Origin of the sequence: Lentzea sp. HUAS12 (genome assembly GCF_024125735.1) — a bacterium.
In the GTDB taxonomy this organism is placed as follows: Bacteria; Actinomycetota; Actinomycetes; order Mycobacteriales; family Pseudonocardiaceae; genus Lentzea; species Lentzea albida.
Genome location: NZ_CP099738.1, coordinates 7,372,906 through 7,389,922, shown reverse-complemented (window position 1 = coordinate 7,389,922; position 17,017 = coordinate 7,372,906). Strand labels below are relative to the sequence as shown.

Here is a 17,017-nt window from a genome sequence, read left to right as displayed (position 1 = left end):
ACGGCCGAACGAGTGATTGCGTGACCAGCGCGTATGCGTTTTGTGACGGTCCGTTGACTACCGCGCGTACTGGACGTCGGCGTCCCAAAGGGTGAAGCCGAGCTTCGTGTACACGCGCACCGCCGCCGAGTTGTCGGACTCGACGTAGAGCATCACTTCCTTGACGCCCTGTTCGCGCAGGTGGCGCAGGCCGGCGAGGGTGAGCGCCCGGCCGAGGCCACCGCCCTGGCGGTCCGGGTCGACGCCCACGACGTAGACCTCGCCCAGTTCGGGCGTGTGCACCTTCGTCCAGTGGAAGCCCGCGAGCCTGTCGTCGGCGTCGAACGCGAGGAGGAACCCCTCCGGGTCGAACCAGTCCTCTTCTTCTTTGGCGCGGACGTCCTCGATGGACATCGCGCCCTGCTCGGGGTGCCAGTCGAACGCCCGGTGGTTGACGTAGACGACCGCGGCCTCGTCCTTGCCGGGCACGAACGCCCGGATCGTGAGGCCCTCGGGCAGCTTGGGCTCGGGGAGGTCGTTCTCGACGCGCAGCCTCATCCGCAGCAGCTCACGCACCTTGCGGAAGCCGAGCTTCTCGGCGAGCCGCTCGGCGTCCGGGTGGCCGCCGTGCGCCCAGATGCGCAGTGAGTCCTGAGGCAGCGCTTTCACCAGTGCCTCGCCCACGCCCTGATGGCGGTGCTGCGGGTGCACGGCGAGTTCCGCGACCTTGTTGCCGCCGGAGTCACCGATCAGGTCGACGTGCGCGTACCCGGCGAGTTGCCCGTCCAGGTGCGCGAGGAGGTGCCTGCTGCCCGTCGCGCCCGGCCGCATGCGCAGCCGGACGGCCTCGCCGACCGGGGCCACGCCGTCAGTGCTCTCGGCGGCCTGCAAAAGCCACGTCACCTCGGCGGCCTGGTCGGCCGTCAGCTCCTCGAACCAGCTCAGTTGCGCCACACAGGCGAACCTACCGCGCGATCAAACGCTCATCCAGGACACGGGCGGAGTCGTCCATCTCCACCTCGGCCACGTCGGGCCGGCGGGTCGAGCCGGGACGCGGCGGGCGGACGAACTTGTAGCCCACGTTGCGGACCGTGCCGATGAGCGCCTCGTGCTCGGGGCCGAGCTTCGCGCGCAGCCGTCGCACGTGGACGTCGACCGTCCGGGTGCCGCCGAAGAAGTCGTAGCCCCAGACCTCCTGCAGCAGCTGGGCGCGGGTGAAGACCCTGCCCGCGTGCTGCGCGAGGTACTTGAGCAGCTCGAACTCCTTGTAGGTGAGGTCGAGCGGGCGGCCCTTGAGGCGCGCGGTGTAGGTGGCCTCGTCGATCACGAGGTCGCCGAGCTGCAGCGCGCCGTCGCCACCGGGCTGGGTCGTGCCGCGGCGCGAGCGCACGAGGCGCAGGCGGGCGTCGACCTCGGCCGGGCCGGAGTTCGGCAGCAGGATCTCGTCGACGGACCAGTCGGAGTTGACCGCGACCAGACCGCCCTCGGTGACGACCGCCACCACGGGCACGTCCACACCGGACGAGTCGAGCAGGCGGCACAGCGAGCGGGCGCCGACCAGGTCGGTGCGCGCGTCCACCAGCACGATGTCGTGGGGACCCGCCTCGAGGAGCGCGGAGACCTCCGGGCGCAAGGGGCGCACGGCGTGAGGCAGCAGAGCCAGCGCGGGGAGCACAGCCTCCGGGTCCGGGTCTGTCGTCAGCAGAAGCACGTCGATGCTCATCGCGGCGCCCTCCAAATCGGCCGTGGTCGGTCACCTGAACCAGACCAGCGGCGTACGGTGACCGGGCCCCGTTGCCTGCGGATGACGGAGACAATACCGGTGCACCCCGAGAAAGTCCCAGGTCAAGAAGCCGTGCTCACACTTGTTTCCACAGACGTCATGCCTGTTACATCCATGTCACATGACGGAGTGCGCCTGCACGGCGTCCACCACAAGTGTGAAAGCGATGTCGCTTTCGTTGTGGGACACGGGTTCACGAACAACGTGAGGCGGCCGTACGTCGCCCGCGTGCTCGCCCGCATGGCCCGCAGGGCCGGTGTCGTCGCGTTCGACTTCCGCGGCCACGGACGCTCCGAGGGGCGCTCCACGGTCGGCGCGGACGAGGTCCACGACATCGAGGCGGCCGTGCGGACGGCCCGTTCGCTGGGCTACTCGAAGATCGCCACGATCGGGTTCTCGATGGGCGCGTCGATCGTGCTCCGGCACGCGGCACTGGGTGAGACCAGGCCGGACGCCGTCGTCTCCGTGAGCGGGCCCGCCCGGTGGTGGTCGCGCGAGACCGCTCCCATGCGCCGGGTGCACTGGCTGCTGGAGCAGCCGCACGGCAAGCTCGCGGCCCGTGCGCTGGGGGTTCGGCTCGGCGAGAGCTGGGTACAAGCGCCGGAGAGTCCGCTGGAGGTGGTCGGCCGCATCACGCCGACCCCACTGCTGATCGTGCACGGTGACCTGGACCACTATTTCTCGGTGGAGCACGCCAGGTCGCTGCACCGCGCGTCCTCCGGACATGCCGAGTTGTGGATCGAACCCGGCATGCGGCACGCCGAATCGGCCGCGACTCCAGACCTGGTAGACCGGATGGCGGCATGGATCGCCGTTAACGTCGAGGACGAGGGATGACTGCGCAGACGCCCGCACGGCCGCGGAAGAAGAAGTCACGCCGTGGGAAGTTCCTCATCATCACAGTGATCGTGCTGGGCGTGCTGCTGGTGGCGGCCGACTTCGCCCTGGCGGCCGCGGGCGAGTACCAGATCGCCCAGCGGATGCGGGAGAAGCTGCAGCTCAACGAGGACCCGTCGGTGCGCATCAACGGGTTCCCGTTCACGTTGCAGGCGTTGCGCGGCGACTACAAGCACGTGGAGATCCGCGCGTACGGCGTGCCGATCCGCAACGAGCAGCAGGGCGTCGACCTGCGCGACCTCGACGTGGAGGCGGATCTGCTGCACACCCGCGTCGAGCTCTCGGACCTGCTCGCGGGCAACGTCTCGAAGGCGACCATCGACACGGTCAAGGGCAGCGTCCGGATCAAGGCGATGGACCTGAACCGGCTCGCGAACCAGGTCACGCCGTTCGACAAGCTCTCGATCGAGCCGGACAACCGCGCCGCCGCCACGCAGGCCCCGGCCGACCCGGCTGCCCCGAAGACGACCGCCGCGATCAAGCTCTCCGGCGAGACCAACGTCGCCGGCAAGGTCGTCACGCTCACCGCGTACGGGCAGATCGCACTGGTCAGCGGTGCCATCCAGATCAACATCGACGACATCGAGCTCAACGACGCGTCGCTGAAGCAGATCATCCCGCAGCTGCGCCAGGCGCTGGCGATCAAGATCGACCCCGGCACGCTGCCGTTCGGGGCGACGCCGACGGCCGTCGAGGTGGAAAGCGGCTCGTTCAAGCTGTCCGGCGAGATCGCGAACGTACCCTTGAGCCAGCGATGACAGGTGTGTGGGCGCTCCTGGGCGCGCTGGCCGTGGCCGGCGCGCTCGCCGTGCTGCTCAAGGTCCGCGAGGGCCGCATCTCCCGTCGTCCTGTGGCTGCCGACCTGCCCGCTCCCGTGCGCGACCTGCTCGCGCCGGGGGTGACACTGGTGCAGCTCTCCACCACGTTCTGCGCGCCGTGCCGGCACGCGAAGGTGATCCTGCGCGACCTCGCCGACCGCACGGACGGCCTGACCCACGCCGAACTGGACGTCACGAACCTCCCCGACGTCACCACCTCGCTGGGCGTCATGCGCACCCCCACGACGCTGGCCCTGACGGCCGACGGGACCGAGGTGTTGCGAGTCGGCGGCGTGCCGAAACGGGACTCGTTGCTCGAGGCATTGCGCCCGCATTTGCCCTAATCCGGTCGGGTGAACCTGCGCTGTTCCATCAAGTGGACATACCTCCCGCACCGAGAGATTGAGGACTACCCTCGCTGCCATGACCTTGCTGCTCACGAAGCGACGCGCGGTTGACCTGTGCCGCGTGCGCAGCAGCCTGTGTCGCACGACGGGCTGAACTGGGCTGCTTGACGCCCATCAGCTACCTCTGCCGGACTGAATGCCCTCGTCCGTTTGCCCGGAGGTCGTCGTGCTCAAAGACTCCCCTGTAGACCCGCGCGGACCGCGCTTCTCCGCCTGGATGACGACCGTCATCCTCGCGATCGTGTTGCTCACCGGCTGGTGGCGTCTCCTCGCCGCGCAGACGGTGCTCTTCGCGATGTGCGCGTTCATCTCGCTGAAGCTGAACCCGTGGGGTCACGTCTACCGCTACGCGATCCAGCCCCGCCTGACCCCGACCACCGAGCGCGAAGAGGCGGCCCCGCTGCGGTTCGCGCAGGGCGTCGGCTTCGTCTTCGCACTGATCGGCACCCTCGGTTACGCCACCGGCCTCACCACGCTCGGCATGGTGGCCACCGGTTTCGCACTGGTGGCGGCCTTGCTGAACGCGGCGCTGGGCCTGTGCCTCGGGTGCGAGATGTACCTCGTGCTGCGCAGGTACGTGCCTGCACTCGCTCGACCGCAATAACGACACCGCACTACTACAGGAGCAACTTCCCATGAGCCGTGAGAACGTGCTGGTCTCGGCCGCCTGGTCCGAGGAGAACCTCCAGACGCCGGGCGTCGTGTTCGCGGAGGTCGACGAGGACACCACCGCGTACGACGGCGGGCACATCCCCGGCGCCGTCAAGATCGACTGGAAGAACGACCTCCAGGACCCGGTCCGCCGCGACTTCGTCGACCGCGAGGGCTTCGAGAAGCTCCTGTCCGCCAAGGGCATCTCGAACGACGACACCGTCATCCTCTACGGCGGCAACAACAACTGGTTCGCGGCCTACGCGTACTGGTACTTCAAGCTCTACGGCCACACCAACGTGAAGCTCCTCGACGGCGGCCGCAAGAAGTGGGAGCTCGACGGCCGTCCGCTCGACAAGGAAGAGGTCTTGCGCGAGGCCACCTCCTACACCGCGCAGGAGCAGGACCTCTCGATCCGCGCGTTCCGCGACGAGGTCGTCGACGCCATCGGCAACAAGAACCTCGTCGACGTCCGTTCCCCCGACGAGTTCTCCGGCAAGCTCCTCGCCCCGGCCCACCTCCCGCAGGAGCAGGCGCAGCGCGGCGGCCACATCCCGTCGGCCGTGAACGTCCCGTGGTCCAAGGCGGCCAACGAGGACGGCACCTTCAAGTCCGACGAGGAGCTCCGCGAGCTCTACGCCGAGGCGGGCTTCGACGGCAGCCGCAAGACCATCGCCTACTGCCGCATCGGCGAGCGCTCGTCGCACACCTGGTTCGCCCTGCGCGAGCTGCTGGGCCACGAGGACGTCAAGAACTACGACGGTTCGTGGACGGAATACGGCTCGCTCATCGGCGTGCCGATCGAGCTCGGTTCCGGCAAGGAGTCCTGATGACCAACGGCTGCGGAGCCCCCGCCCAGGGCGGCTCGATCGACGTCTCGACCACGGAAACGGTCCTCGAGGGCAAGGTCCTCTCCGAGGGCACCCCGGTAGGCGGCGCGTTCGTCCGCCTCCTGGACTCGACCGGCGAGTTCACCGCGGAGGTGGTCACCTCACCCGAGGGCGACTTCCGCTTCTTCGCCGCACCGGGCAGCTGGACCGTCCGCGCGCTGCACCGCTCCGGCAACGGGCAGGCCGACGTGTCGGCCTCCGGTCCGGGCGTGCACGCGGTGGAGATCGCGGTCGCCTGACCTGATCGGTACGTGGGAGGCCCTGGCGGTGTGTCACCGCCAGGGCCTTCGGCGTCGGGGCACCTGATGGCCGCGATGCCGGAGCCGAGCCGTGCGATCGGTGCGACGCCGCAGGCGAGCCGCCTTTAGCAAAGAGGAACCGGCGGTGGGCCGCTCTACGCAACAGGCGTGCCATCTACCTGCCCACGGCGCTGGCCCCCATCTCAGATTGCCGGGGTCTGGGGCAGAGCCCCGGGGGAAGCACTCAAGGCGACCAGGCCGCACGCAACAGCAGCCACGCAGAAGCCGCGACAGGCGCCCGAATCCACACGCCGCCAAGCAGCAGCAGCGGTGTCGTCCACCACCACAACCCTGCACGTCAAACCAGTCGAGATATCCTTACCCCGTGGAACACATCTTCACCGGACTCCTGGTGCTAGTGACGATCGCCGTTATGTGGTTCGCCGGCTACGTCGTCTACCGCCTCTACTCCGACCAGCGATGAGCAGCGGCGACGAGGCCATCCGCCTGGCGGAGGAACGCGCGGCGGCCACCAGGGAACGCAACCTCCCGCAGTTCACCGACATGCCGATCCCCGGCGACACGGCGAACCTGCGCGAGGGCGCGAACCTGAACGACGCCCTGCTGGGCGTGCTGCCGCTCGTGGGTGTCTGGCGCGGCGAGGGCGAGGTCGTCTACCCGACGATCGACGGCCCGTTCCGCTTCGGCCAGCAGATCACGTTCGCCCACGACGGCCGTCCGTTCCTCGTTTACGAGGCGCGGTCGTGGCTGCTCAACGAGGCGGGCGAGGTCATCCGTCCCGCGGCCCGCGAGCAGGGGTTCTGGCGTCCGCAGGAGGACGACACGATCGAGCTCCTGCTGACCCACAACACGGGCATCGTCGAGCTGTACTACGGCAAGGTGCGCACGCAGACGTCCTGGGAGTTCGAGACGGACGCGGTCATCCGCTCCGCTTCGGCCAAGGAGGTCAAGGCGGCGCAGCGCCTGTACGGCGTCGTGAACGGCGACCTCGCGTACGTCGAGGAGCGCGCCATGATGGGCCAGGACATGCAGCCGCACGCGTCGGCGCACCTCAAGCGCATCGTCGGGTAGTTGTGACGGCGGCCGGCTGGGCTGGCCGCCAGGTGTGGGACGCGAGCTGGGACGGCTGCTGGAGGGCCGACGGTCAGCTGGGACGGCGGGATGAAGTGGCGGTTGGTGAGCCGACCGCCGACGGAACGGTGCAGGCTGGACCCGGCGGCTGGCTGGACCTGGGCGTCGGCGTGACCCGTGGGCGGCCCACCCACCATCCATCACCCACCCGCCACCACGGATTGTTCAACGATTCGCGTGTCGGATTGTTCAACAATCCCACGATTCCCCGTAACATGGGGGCATGCTTCTGCGGCGCTGCGGAACCGACGCGCTCCTGGTCGAGGTCGACTCACTGACCGAGGTCGCGGCCGTCCGCGCCGCCCTCGAGAAACTCGACGGCATCGAGGAACTGGTCCCCGCCGCGAGAACGGTGCTGGTCAAGGGCGCACTACCCGCGGTCAGGGAGGCCCTCAGGGCGGTGGACCTGACCAAGGCCCCCACCACGCACCCGCGCGAGATCACCATCCCGGTCGTCTACGACGGCCCGGACCTCGACCTCGTCGCCGAAACGGCGGGCACCACCCCGGACGAGGTCGTGAAGCTCCACACCGACGCCACCTACGAGGTCGCGTTCTGCGGCTTCGCCCCCGGCTTCGGCTACCTCACCGGCCTGCCACACCCGCTCCAGCAGCCCCGGCTCGACTCGCCGCGCACGAAGGTGCCGCAGGGCTCGGTCGGCATCGCGGGCGAGTTCACCGCCGCCTACCCGCGGGCGACACCGGGCGGCTGGCGGTTGATCGGGCGCACCGAGATCACGCTGTTCGACGCCAAGGCCGAGACCCCCGCGCTGCTGCAGCCCGGCGACCTGGTCAGGTTCGTGGTCGCATGAGGCGCCGGATCAGGATCATCAAGACCGGGCCGCAGGCGCTGGTCCAGGACCTCGGCCGGCCCGGCAACGCGCACCTGGGCGTGCCGCCGTCCGGTGCTCTCGACCAGGAGTCGCTCAAGCTCGCCAACCGGCTCGTCGGCAACGCCGAGAGTGCCGCCGGGCTGGAGTTGCTGCTGGGCGGGCTCGTGCTCGAAGCGGACACCAGTTGCACGATCGCGGTCACCGGGCCGCCCACCGAGCTCCGGGTCGACGGCAGGCTCGCCGACTCCCACCAGCCGGTGCACCTGAAGCCGCGGCAGACACTTGAGATCGGCACCCCGCAGACCGGGCTGCGCACCTACCTCGCCCTCTCCGGTGGCGTCGACGTGCCGCAGGAGCTCGGCAGCCGGTCCACCGACCTGCTGTCCGGAATCGGTCCAGAGCCCTTGCGGGACAACGACGTCCTGCAACTCGGTACACCGAAACCAGCTCGAGGCGCCGATGTCGTGCCGCCTCACCGGGCACTGCAAACGTTGGTCATCCCCATTCGGCTCGGGCCGCGCGACGACTGGTTCGAGGACGCGGAAACCCAGCTGCGGCAAGGCGAGTGGACCGTGTCGGACCGCAGCAACCGGGTCGGCGCGCGGCTCAACGGGACGAAGCTGAATCGTCGTGACGGGGAGATTCCCAGCGAGGGGATGATCACCGGCGCGGTCCAGGTGCCGCCGGACGGGCAGCCCGTGGTGTTCCTCAACGACCACCCGACGACCGGCGGGTACCCCGTCATCGGCGTCGTCGACGGCGACCACCTGCGGTTTCTCGGCCAGGCGCGGCCGGGGACGACCGTCATCTTCCGTCCGGTCGGCTGAGCACCGGAGCATTGACGTTAGTGGTCCAGACCAAATACCGTAACCACCAGGCCGCCGCGGAATCTCTACCAAACTGGAGTTCCGCATGCGCCGAATCCCTGCACTGTTAACGGTTCTGGTCGCCCTGCTGGCCTTGGCGGTCCCTGCACAGGCCGCCACCGGCATCACCGCGACCTTCTCCCGCACCGGCACGAGTGGCAAGTTCGTGGTCGCCAACGCGAGCACGGCCGCGCTCAACGGGTGGTCGATCAAGTTCGACCTCCCGGCCGGTGTCACCGCGTCCAGTCCCCAGAACGCGACGATCACGCAGAACGGCACGAGAGTGACGCTCACTCCTGCCTTCTACATCAACAACCTCCCCGCCGGGCGCAACACCGAGCCGTACAGCCCGACGTTCGCGCTGAGCGCCGCGGCCGACCCGACCACCTGCACGATCAACAACATGGCGTGCGACGGCAGCGGCACCCCGCCGCCGGCACCCACCGGGCTCACGGCCGAGTACTCGGTCGCGAGCGGCACGGCGAAGTTCGTCGTCCGCAACCACGGCACCACAGCGGTCACCGACTGGTCGATCTCCTTCACGCTGCCCGCCGGCGTGACGGTGAACAACGGCCAGAACGGCACGGTCGCCCAGAACGGCACCCAGGTCACCGTCACCCCCGCCCACTACAACAAGACCATCAACGCGGGAGCGAGCACCGAGCCGTACAGCCCGACGTTCTCCATCAGCCAGAACGTCGACCCGGTGACGTGCCGGATCAGCAACGCCAACTGCGACGGCAGCGCCGACACCCCGCCGACGGCGCCGACGAACCTGACGTCGCCGACGAAGACCACGCGCACGGTGAGCTTGCAGTGGAACGCCTCCACGCCGGGCTCGTTGCCGGTGGCGAGCTACGACGTCTACAACGGCACCAACGTCGTCGGCACCTCCACCACCACGTCCACGACCGTCACCGACCTCACCCCGAACACGGCGTACTCGTTCACGGTGCGCGCCAAGGACTCCAAGGGCACGCTGAGCCCGGCGAGCACCGTCCTCCCCGTCACCACCAACAACCCCGCCGACGACACCACCCCGCCGACCGCGCCGGGCAACCTGCGCGCCACGGCGAAGGACGCGGGCAGCATCACGTTGGCGTGGAACGCGTCCACGGACAACAAGGGCGTCGCGAACTACGACGTCTACGTCGGCAGCACCGTCAAGACCACGGTCGCGGGCACCACAGCCGTCGTCAGCGGCCTGTCGCCGTCGACGAACTACACGTTCACCGTCAGGGCACGAGACCTCTACGACAACGTCTCGTCCCCGAGCAACGCGCTGAACGAGCGCACTGGTGACATCGTCGGCGGATACGCCCGTGTCGGCTACTTCGTGCAGTGGGGCATCTACGGGCGCCAGTACTTCGTGAAGGACATGGACGCCGCGAAGATGACGCACGTCAACTACGCGTTCGGCAACATCGACCCCGTCAACCTGACGTGCCTGCACGGCGTCACGAAGGGCACGAGCCCGAACCCGCAGGACCCGAACCAGGGCGACGGCGCCGGTGACGCGGAAGCCGACTACAGCAGGCCGATGAGCGCGGCGCAGTCCGTCGACGGGGTGGCGGACAGCGGCTGGGAACCGTTGCGCGGCAACTACAACCAGCTCAAGAAGCTCAAGGCGAAGCACCCGCACCTCAAGGTGCTGATCTCGCTCGGCGGTTGGACCTACTCCAAGTACTTCAGCGACGTGGCGGCGACGGACGCGGCGCGCAAGAAGTTCGTCTCGTCGTGCATCGACATCTACATCAAGGGCAACCTTCCCGTGTACAACGGCGCCGGCGGCCCTGGCAGTGCGGCGGGCATCTTCGACGGCATCGACCTCGACTGGGAGTGGCCGGGCGCGGAAGGCCACGCGGGCAACCACTTCGGGCCGCAGGACAAGGTCAACAACACCCTGCTGATCGAGGAGTTCCGCCGGCAGTTCGACGCGCTGAGCACCACCACGGGCAAGCGCTACCAGCTCACCGCGTTCACCCCGGCCGACCCCGGCAAGATCGAGGCGGGCTGGGAGCTCGGGCGGGTCGCGCAGTCGATGGACATCTTCAACGTCCAGGGCTACGACTTCCACGGCTCCGGCAGCGACAACTCGTGGGAGCCCAACCGGACCGGTCACCAGGGCAACCTCTACACCGACCCGGACGACCCGTACACGACCAAGTTCAGCGTCGAGAGCACCGTGCAGGCCTACCTCGACGCGGGCGTGCCGTCCCGCAAGATCACGCTCGGGCTCGCGTTCTACGGTCGCGGCTGGCAGAACGTGGTCAACGGAGGGAAGAACGGCGAGTGGCAGCAGGCGGGCGGCGCGGCTCCCGGCCAGTTCCCGGAGGAGTCGGGCACGCGCGGGTACGCCAACCTCGTGGCGTCGGTGCCGAACTGCACCGTCTTCCACGACGAGGTGGCCGTGGCGACGTCCTGCTACACCGGCAACCAGTGGTGGACCTTCGACGACGTGTGGTCGATCCAGAAGAAGACCGCATGGCTGAAGTCGAAGAACCTGCTGGGCGCGATGTTCTGGGAGATGTCCGGTGACCGCGGCCCGTTGATGGCCGCGGTCGACGCCGGACTCAGGTAACCCCCGGAACGATCAGTACTCGGACTCGTACAGGCCCTGCAGCTCGGTCAGCAGGGCCGACGAGTCGGGCAGCTGCTTGCCGTCCAGCACCGTGACCCGCGTGATCTTGCGGACGCTGGACGCGAGGAACACGCCCTCGGCGTCGTAGAGCTCGCCGGCCTGGATCGGCTCCACGAGCACGGTCCAGCCGGCGCGCTCGGCGGCGCGGAACAGCGCGTACTGCGTGGTGCCGGGCAGGATGCCGAGCTTCGACGGCGGCGTCACCAGGGTCTTGCCGCGCACGAGGATCAGCGTCGAGGTCGGGCCCTCGAGCACCGAGCCGTCGGACGTCGTGAAGACGACCTCGGCGGCACCGCGGCGCTCGGCCTCGCGCAGCGCGGCCATGTTGATCGCGTACGACAGCGTCTTCGCGCCCAGCAGCAGCCACGGCGCGCGGTCGGCGAGGCCCGGGTCGATGCCGCGGTCCAGCGTCACGGCGGACAGGCCGTCGGCGCGCTGCTTGAGCACCTTCGCGCCGATCTCCATGCCGAGCGCGAAACCGGTGGGCGTGCCGTCGCCGCCCTCGACGCCGCGGGTGTAGACGAGCTTGAGGGCGAACTCCTCACCGCCCGTCCAGTTGCCGATGACGAGCTCGACCGCGCGCTCGAACTCGGCGCGGGGCGGCGGTGCCATGTCGAGCATGGCCGCGGACCGGTCGAGCCGGTCGAGGTGGGGCGTGAGTTCGCGGGGCTTCCCGCCGACCACGAGGATCGTTTCGAAGACGCCGTCACCGCGCATCAGCCCGAGGTCGTCGACGCGGATCAGCGGCGAGTCGGGGTCAGCGAGGGTTCCGTCGAGCAGTGCCAGCACGCGCATGTGAGCGAGCCTACTAACATCGGGTGCGTGGAGACCGCAAGAGGCCTGCGGAAAACGCTGCACGACCGCGGCATGAGGATGACGCCGCAGCGCCAGCTCGTGCTGGACGCGGTCAGGGCGCTGGAGCACGCCACTCCGGAGCAGATCTGCGCGCGCGTCCAGGAGACGGCGCCGACGGTCAACATCACGACGATCTACCGCACGCTCGACCTGCTCGACCGGCTCGGGCTGGTGCGGCACACGCACCTGGGCCACGGCGCGCCGAGCTACTCGGTCGACGAGCACCAGCACGTGCACCTCGTGTGCCACGTGTGCGGCTCCGTCCAGGAGATCCCGTGTGAGCTTCTCGACCCGTTGGTCGGAACATTGCGGGGGCGCGACGGGTTCGAACTTGATGCAACTCATCTCGCGCTGTCCGGCACGTGCCGCGACTGCTTGAAGCAGGAGCAGGAGACCGAGTGACCCTCCCAGGAGCCGTCCCGCCGCCCGACGAGTCCATCGATGCCGGCGTGGCCTGGCACTACGGGGACCCGTTCGCGGAACAGCGGTCCGCCGCCCGTTCGGTGGTCGTCGTCGACCGCTCGAACCGCGGTGTCGTCGCGATCCCCGGCGAGGACAGGCTCAAGTGGCTGCACCAGCTCACGAGCCAGCACTTCGAGCAGCTCGGCGAGGGCGCGGCGACCGAGGCGCTGATCCTCGACGCCCAGGGCCGGCTGGAGCACCACATGGTCGTCGCGAACGTCGGCGGCACCGTGTTCCTCGACGTCGAGAAGGTCGACGACCTGCTGGCGTACCTCAAGAAGATGGTCTTCTGGTCCAAGGTCGAGCCGCGCGACGCCACCCCCGAGTTCGCGCTGCTGACGATCACCGGCCCGGACGCCCCGGCGTTGCTGGAGAAGCTCGACATCCCGCTCCCGAAGGGCGCCGACGCACTGGGCGAGGGCTTCGTGCGGCGCGCCTCGTGGCCCGGCCAGAACTCGTTCGACCTGCTGGTCCCGCGCGAGGACAAGGCAGCGTGGTGGCAGAAGATCACGGACGCCGGCGCGCGCCCCGCGGGCAGCTACGCGTTCGAGGCGCTGCGGGTCGAGTCGCTGCGCGCACGGCAGGGCATCGACACCGACGAGCGCACGATCCCGCACGAGGTCGGCCTGATCGACCCGGCCGTGCACCTGAACAAGGGCTGCTACCGCGGCCAGGAGACGGTCGCGAAGGTCCACAACGTGGGCCGCCCGCCCCGGCGGATGCTCCTACTCCACCTGGATGGTTCTGCGGATGCCCAGCCCGAGCCCGGTGATCCGGTCGTGCTGGACGGCCGCCCGGTCGGCCGGGTGGGCAGTGTGGCACTGCACCACGAGCTCGGCGCGATCGCGTTGGCGCTGGTCAAGCGGTCCGTACCGGTCGACGCGGAGCTGACCGCGGGTGCCCCCGAACGTGAGGTCGCGGCCCGGATCGACCCCGACTCGGTGCCCGCGGACACGCCCGGATTGGGCCGGGAAGCTGTTCGCAACTTGAGGGCTTGACGCCCTAAAGTCCGGGGCATGTCCCTGGGCACGCTCATCACTGTCGCTCCCACCGGAGCGGAGCACGCGAAAGCCGACGTCCCGCAGCTTCCGGTGACCCTGGAAGAGCTGGTCAAGACGGCGCAGAGCTGCGAGCAGGTCGGCGCGGCGATGATCCACGTCCACATCCGCGGCGAAGACACCAAGCCGTCGCTGGACCTGGGTCTGCTGAAGGCCACCGTCGAGGCGTTGCGCTCCGAAACGAACCTCGTCGTGCAGCTGTCGACCGGCGGGTCGGTGCACGACCCCGAGGAGAACCGGCTGCGCGTGCTGGAGGCGATGCCGGACTCGGCGTCCTGCACGATGGGCACCGTCAACTTCGGCGACGACGTGTTCCTGAACCGCTGGGAGTTCATCGTCTCCCTGCACAAGGGCATGCAGGAGCGCGGCATCGTCCCGGAGTACGAGATCTTCGACATCGGGCAGCTCGCCTCGTTGAAGCGCCTGCTCGACCAGCACGGCCTGCCCGCGGGCGGGCACGTGCACGTCGACTTCGTGATGGGGGTGCCCGGTGGCATGCCGGGTGACGCGGCGACGCTGGTCGCGGCCGTCAACGCACTGCCGGACGGCGCCACGTTCTCAGCCACCGGGATCGGCCGGACGACCCTGCCGGTGATGTTCACCGCTTTGGGTGCGGGTGGCCACCTCCGAGTGGGTATGGAAGACACCGTCAGCTACTCGCGGGGGGTGCCGGTGCGGGACAACGCACAGCTCGTGGCACGTGCGGCAGGTCTTTCCAAGATCGCCCAGCGACCCGCTCTGACGCCCGACGAGGCGCGGAAGCTGCTGGGTGTGCACATTTGAGACAAGTTTGGTGCATGGGATGTGTTGGCGGGTGAGGAGGATCTACCGCAGGATGGACACGTGATCGAGGTGCGTCCTGGCGGGCGCCGCCGAATCGACCGGGTGCTCGCCCCCGACTACACGGAGGGCGTCGAGCAGCGCCCGCTCGTCGAGGTGCGCGAACTCCGCGACGAGGCCGCGCAGGAAGAGACAGATCTGTCCTACCTGCGGCGGCTGTTGCACGCACGCATCGACATCGTGCGTGCCGAACAAGAGCGCCGCAGCTCCGGTGGCTCTGCGGTGGTCGACCAACTGGCCACGATCCTGTCCACGAACGCCGTGGGTCCCGCGACCGGCCTCGGTCGGTACCAGACCCACGAGCCGTCACGTGCTGACGCGCATCAACGGCACGTTGAGGCGCTCATCTCCGACGTGGACCTCTCCGACGTGAGCTCGCTCACGGACGAACGCCTCGGCGAGGTGCTGGAGACGTTCATCTCGGAAGAGGCGTCCGTGTCGGTGCGGCGGCGTGAGGTGCAGGTCGTGGTGGACAGGCTCAACTCCGAGATCGCCTCGCGCTACCAGCGCGGGAGCGCGTCGGTGGACGAGCTGCTGGCTGCCGAGCGCGGCCACCACCGTCCCAAGAAGTAAGACAACCGTTCCACTTTCTGAGCAGCCGACCTAGCGTGCCCTCATGGGGTACCGCTGGGTCGTGCTGTCTGTCGGGGCGTTGGCGCAGGGCACGAACGCGGCGGTGTTCCTCGGCCTGCCCGCGATCAGCCCGCAGCTCCAGCAGCACTTCTCCCTGACGTTGCCGCAGGTCGGGCTGCTCCTCGGTGCGGTCAACCTCGGCACGATGATCGCTCTCGTGCCGTGGGGAGTTCTCGCGGACCGACGCGGTGAACGGCTCGTGATGACCATCGGCGGCGTGGGTGCCGCGGCCTGTCTTCTCGCAGTGGCGCTCGGCAACGCCTGGCTCGCCGGTCTCGCGCTGCTCGGCGCCGGTCTGTTCGGCGCGAGCGTCAACGCGGCCAGCGGGCGAGCGGTGATGTCGTGGTTCAGCAGGGAGTCGCGCGGTCTCGCCATGGGCGTCCGGCAGACGGCGACCCCGCTCGGCGCGGCGTTCACCGCGGCCGTCCTGCCCGGGATCGCCCTCTCGGCCGGCGTGCCCACCGCGTTCGTCGTGCTGGCGGGCGTGACGGCGTTCGTGGCGCTCGCGGTGGCGCTGCTGGTTCGCGAGCCCCCTGGCGCGATCCGGGGGAGCTCCGAGCACGGCCTGGTGCTCCGGGACCCGCGGCTGCTGAGGCTGTCGCTCGCCAGCGGCCTGCTCGTGGTGCCCCAGTTCACCGCCACGGCCCTGACGGTGCCTCTCCTGCACGAGCACCGCGGCATGAGCGTCACGGCCGCTGCGGCCGTGTTCGCCGTCGCCCAGGTGCTGGGCGGCGCCGGACGGCTCGCCGCGGGCGTGTGGTCGGACAGGGCACGCAGCCGGATCGGGCCGCTGAAGATCGTCTCGCTGGTCACCGCGGGCGGGTTCGTGCTGGTCGCGGCACTGGACCAGGCGCCGTTGCCGCTGCTGGTCGCGGTGCTGGTGCCGACCTCGCTCTTCGCGCTGTGCTGGAACGGCCTCGCGGTCACCGAGGCCGGTGAGCTCGCGCCGGACGGCCGCAGTGCGACCGCGATCGCCATGCAGAACTCGGCGAACTACCTCAGCGCCTCGCTGACCCCGTTCGTCGCGAGCTTCGTCGCCGTGACGGTCGGCTGGCCGGCGGCGATGGTGCTCGCGGCCGTGTGCGCCGTCACCGCGCGGGTGCTGCTTCAGCCGTGGCGTTCCCTGCGGGCCAGTTCGCTCCAGAACTCGCGCAGCGACTCGTAGCGCAGCGCGACCTCTTCGGCGTCGTCGGCCTCGAGGGCGTCGACGATGGCGTTCACGTCGGCCGCCGAGGTGTCCTCGAGCAGGTCCTTGTCCTCCAGCAGCTGCACCAGGCCGCCGTAGTCGAGCTCCACGGCCGCGTGCGGGTGGAAGTGCTCGAGCCAGCGGCCCGTGTCGGCGAGGACCTTGGCCGGGCCCTCGTCGCCCAGCGAGCGCTTCACGACCTTCAGGGCCCGTGCCACGCGGCGCCGGGCATCCGCCATGGCGACCCGCCACGACACCTGCCGTTCGGGGTCGTCCTGCGAGCCTGCGAGCACCACCCGGCGCTGGGCCGGGTCCACGAGGGCGAACCACGGGAGCGGGATCGTCCAGGTCGTGGAGATGACGTGGACGGCGCCCGCGGCGAGTTCGGCCATCACGGCGGACGCGCGGGCCCGGACCGTCTCCGGGGAGAGGTTCAGGGCCGCGTCCTGCAGGATCGGCGGAGCGGTCGCCAGGAAGCCCACGAGGGCGGCGGCGGAGCGGGCCCTGATGTCGAGCGGGCAGACGAGCGGAGCGGGGCCGACCTTCGCGGCCTCGGAGGTCGGAACCTCGGCCGGACTGATCGTCATGACGTCGAAGGACTCGCCCGGGAGGAGCTTTTGTCCCAACTGTGATCGCAACCACAGCTCCCGTTCCCTGTCGCCTGCCTCCGACCGGGGGATCGGGCCCGCTTCCAGGGCTTTTTCCACCTTGGAAGCTAGCTTTGCGTCCAAGACCGATAACGGTTCGTACACCCGTAGGTAGGCGACGAACGGTCTGGGCACCTGTGCATCCTTCCACTCGGGGGCGGTAGCGAGATTTGGCGGTACG

The 17,017-nt window shown here is 69.4% G+C and carries 20 protein-coding genes; 16 read left to right on the top strand and 4 right to left on the bottom strand.

The annotated features are described in order from the left end of the window. Positions 1 to 57: 57 nt before the first annotated feature. Positions 58 to 933 (bottom strand): mycothiol synthase, encoded by an 876-nt coding sequence (gene mshD / locus ND450_RS34290; protein ID WP_253322441.1) that lies wholly within the window; start codon positions 931 to 933, stop codon positions 58 to 60. 10 nt (positions 934 to 943) lie between these two features. Continuing rightward, positions 944 to 1,702: a response regulator transcription factor gene (locus ND450_RS34285; RefSeq protein WP_089918821.1), complete on the bottom strand. Its 759-nt coding sequence runs from the start codon at positions 1,700 to 1,702 to the stop codon at positions 944 to 946. A 159-nt stretch (positions 1,703 to 1,861) separates the two neighbouring features. Between ND450_RS34285 and ND450_RS34280 the strand changes: the two genes are divergently transcribed. From ND450_RS34280 to ND450_RS34235, 11 genes are all read left to right on the top strand, one after another. Next, entirely contained in the window at positions 1,862 to 2,599 is a 738-nt protein-coding gene (locus ND450_RS34280) for an alpha/beta hydrolase (RefSeq protein ID WP_256557335.1), read from the top strand. Continuing rightward, on the top strand, positions 2,596 to 3,417 hold the full coding sequence (locus ND450_RS34275) for a DUF2993 domain-containing protein (protein ID WP_089918816.1): 822 nt from the start codon (positions 2,596 to 2,598) through the stop codon (positions 3,415 to 3,417). The genes ND450_RS34280 and ND450_RS34275 overlap by 4 nt, the downstream gene beginning before the upstream one ends. After that, entirely contained in the window at positions 3,414 to 3,821 is a 408-nt protein-coding gene (locus ND450_RS34270) for a thioredoxin family protein (protein WP_253322439.1), read from the top strand. The genes ND450_RS34275 and ND450_RS34270 overlap by 4 nt, the downstream gene beginning before the upstream one ends. Positions 3,822 to 3,900: 79 nt before the next feature. After that, complete coding sequence (locus ND450_RS46120) at positions 3,901 to 3,978, top strand: putative leader peptide (protein WP_371927800.1); 78 nt, start codon at positions 3,901 to 3,903, stop codon at positions 3,976 to 3,978. Between the two features lie 42 nt (positions 3,979 to 4,020). Continuing rightward, the gene (locus ND450_RS34265; protein ID WP_089918811.1) at positions 4,021 to 4,488 is read left to right on the top strand and encodes a DUF4395 domain-containing protein; all 468 of its coding nucleotides are present in this window, start codon (positions 4,021 to 4,023) and stop codon (positions 4,486 to 4,488) included. Positions 4,489 to 4,519: 31 nt separating this feature from the next. Continuing rightward, positions 4,520 to 5,365, top strand: coding sequence for a sulfurtransferase (locus tag ND450_RS34260; RefSeq protein ID WP_253322438.1), 846 nt, complete (start codon positions 4,520 to 4,522; stop codon positions 5,363 to 5,365). Continuing rightward, positions 5,365 to 5,664, top strand: a complete 300-nt coding sequence (locus ND450_RS34255; RefSeq protein ID WP_253322437.1) for a DUF1416 domain-containing protein — start codon at positions 5,365 to 5,367, stop codon at positions 5,662 to 5,664. Before ND450_RS34260 ends, ND450_RS34255 begins: the two co-directional genes overlap by 1 nt. Positions 5,665 to 6,144: 480 nt before the next feature. Continuing rightward, positions 6,145 to 6,756: an FABP family protein gene (locus tag ND450_RS34250; protein ID WP_253322436.1), complete on the top strand. Its 612-nt coding sequence runs from the start codon at positions 6,145 to 6,147 to the stop codon at positions 6,754 to 6,756. 283 nt (positions 6,757 to 7,039) lie between these two features. Beyond that, positions 7,040 to 7,627: a 5-oxoprolinase subunit PxpB gene (pxpB, locus tag ND450_RS34245; protein ID WP_253322435.1), complete on the top strand. Its 588-nt coding sequence runs from the start codon at positions 7,040 to 7,042 to the stop codon at positions 7,625 to 7,627. Further along, positions 7,624 to 8,475 carry a biotin-dependent carboxyltransferase family protein gene (locus tag ND450_RS34240; protein WP_253322434.1) on the top strand — a complete coding sequence of 284 codons (852 nt, stop codon included), beginning with the start codon at positions 7,624 to 7,626 and terminating at the stop codon, positions 8,473 to 8,475. Before pxpB ends, ND450_RS34240 begins: the two co-directional genes overlap by 4 nt. Before the next feature lie 133 nt (positions 8,476 to 8,608). Beyond that, complete coding sequence (locus ND450_RS34235; RefSeq protein ID WP_253322433.1) at positions 8,609 to 11,095, top strand: glycosyl hydrolase family 18 protein; 2,487 nt, start codon at positions 8,609 to 8,611, stop codon at positions 11,093 to 11,095. Positions 11,096 to 11,107: 12 nt separating this feature from the next. Here the strand turns inward: ND450_RS34235 and ND450_RS34230 are convergent, their stop codons facing one another. Further along, positions 11,108 to 11,950 (bottom strand): aminodeoxychorismate lyase, encoded by an 843-nt coding sequence (locus ND450_RS34230; RefSeq protein WP_253322432.1) that lies wholly within the window; start codon positions 11,948 to 11,950, stop codon positions 11,108 to 11,110. Positions 11,951 to 12,022: 72 nt separating this feature from the next. Here ND450_RS34230 and ND450_RS34225 point away from each other — a divergent pair, with 72 nt between their 5' ends. From ND450_RS34225 to ND450_RS34205, 5 genes are read left to right on the top strand one after another with little or no spacing between them, the layout of a single operon-like run. Next, positions 12,023 to 12,412, top strand: a complete 390-nt coding sequence (locus ND450_RS34225; RefSeq protein WP_371927799.1) for a Fur family transcriptional regulator — start codon at positions 12,023 to 12,025, stop codon at positions 12,410 to 12,412. Continuing rightward, on the top strand, positions 12,409 to 13,470 hold the full coding sequence (locus tag ND450_RS34220) for a folate-binding protein YgfZ (protein WP_253322430.1): 1,062 nt from the start codon (positions 12,409 to 12,411) through the stop codon (positions 13,468 to 13,470). The genes ND450_RS34225 and ND450_RS34220 overlap by 4 nt, the downstream gene beginning before the upstream one ends. Before the next feature lie 18 nt (positions 13,471 to 13,488). Next, entirely contained in the window at positions 13,489 to 14,313 is an 825-nt protein-coding gene (locus ND450_RS34215) for a 3-keto-5-aminohexanoate cleavage protein (protein WP_089918789.1), read from the top strand. A 60-nt stretch (positions 14,314 to 14,373) separates the two neighbouring features. Next, positions 14,374 to 14,943 (top strand): aerial mycelium formation protein, encoded by a 570-nt coding sequence (locus ND450_RS34210; RefSeq protein WP_089918787.1) that lies wholly within the window; start codon positions 14,374 to 14,376, stop codon positions 14,941 to 14,943. 43 nt (positions 14,944 to 14,986) lie between these two features. After that, on the top strand, positions 14,987 to 16,168 hold the full coding sequence (locus ND450_RS34205; RefSeq protein ID WP_253322429.1) for an MFS transporter: 1,182 nt from the start codon (positions 14,987 to 14,989) through the stop codon (positions 16,166 to 16,168). Here the strand turns inward: ND450_RS34205 and ND450_RS34200 are convergent. Beyond that, on the bottom strand, positions 16,111 to 16,971 hold the full coding sequence (locus ND450_RS34200) for a hypothetical protein (RefSeq protein ID WP_089918783.1): 861 nt from the start codon (positions 16,969 to 16,971) through the stop codon (positions 16,111 to 16,113). The genes ND450_RS34205 and ND450_RS34200 overlap by 58 nt on opposite strands. Between the last annotated feature and the right edge of the window lie 46 nt (positions 16,972 to 17,017).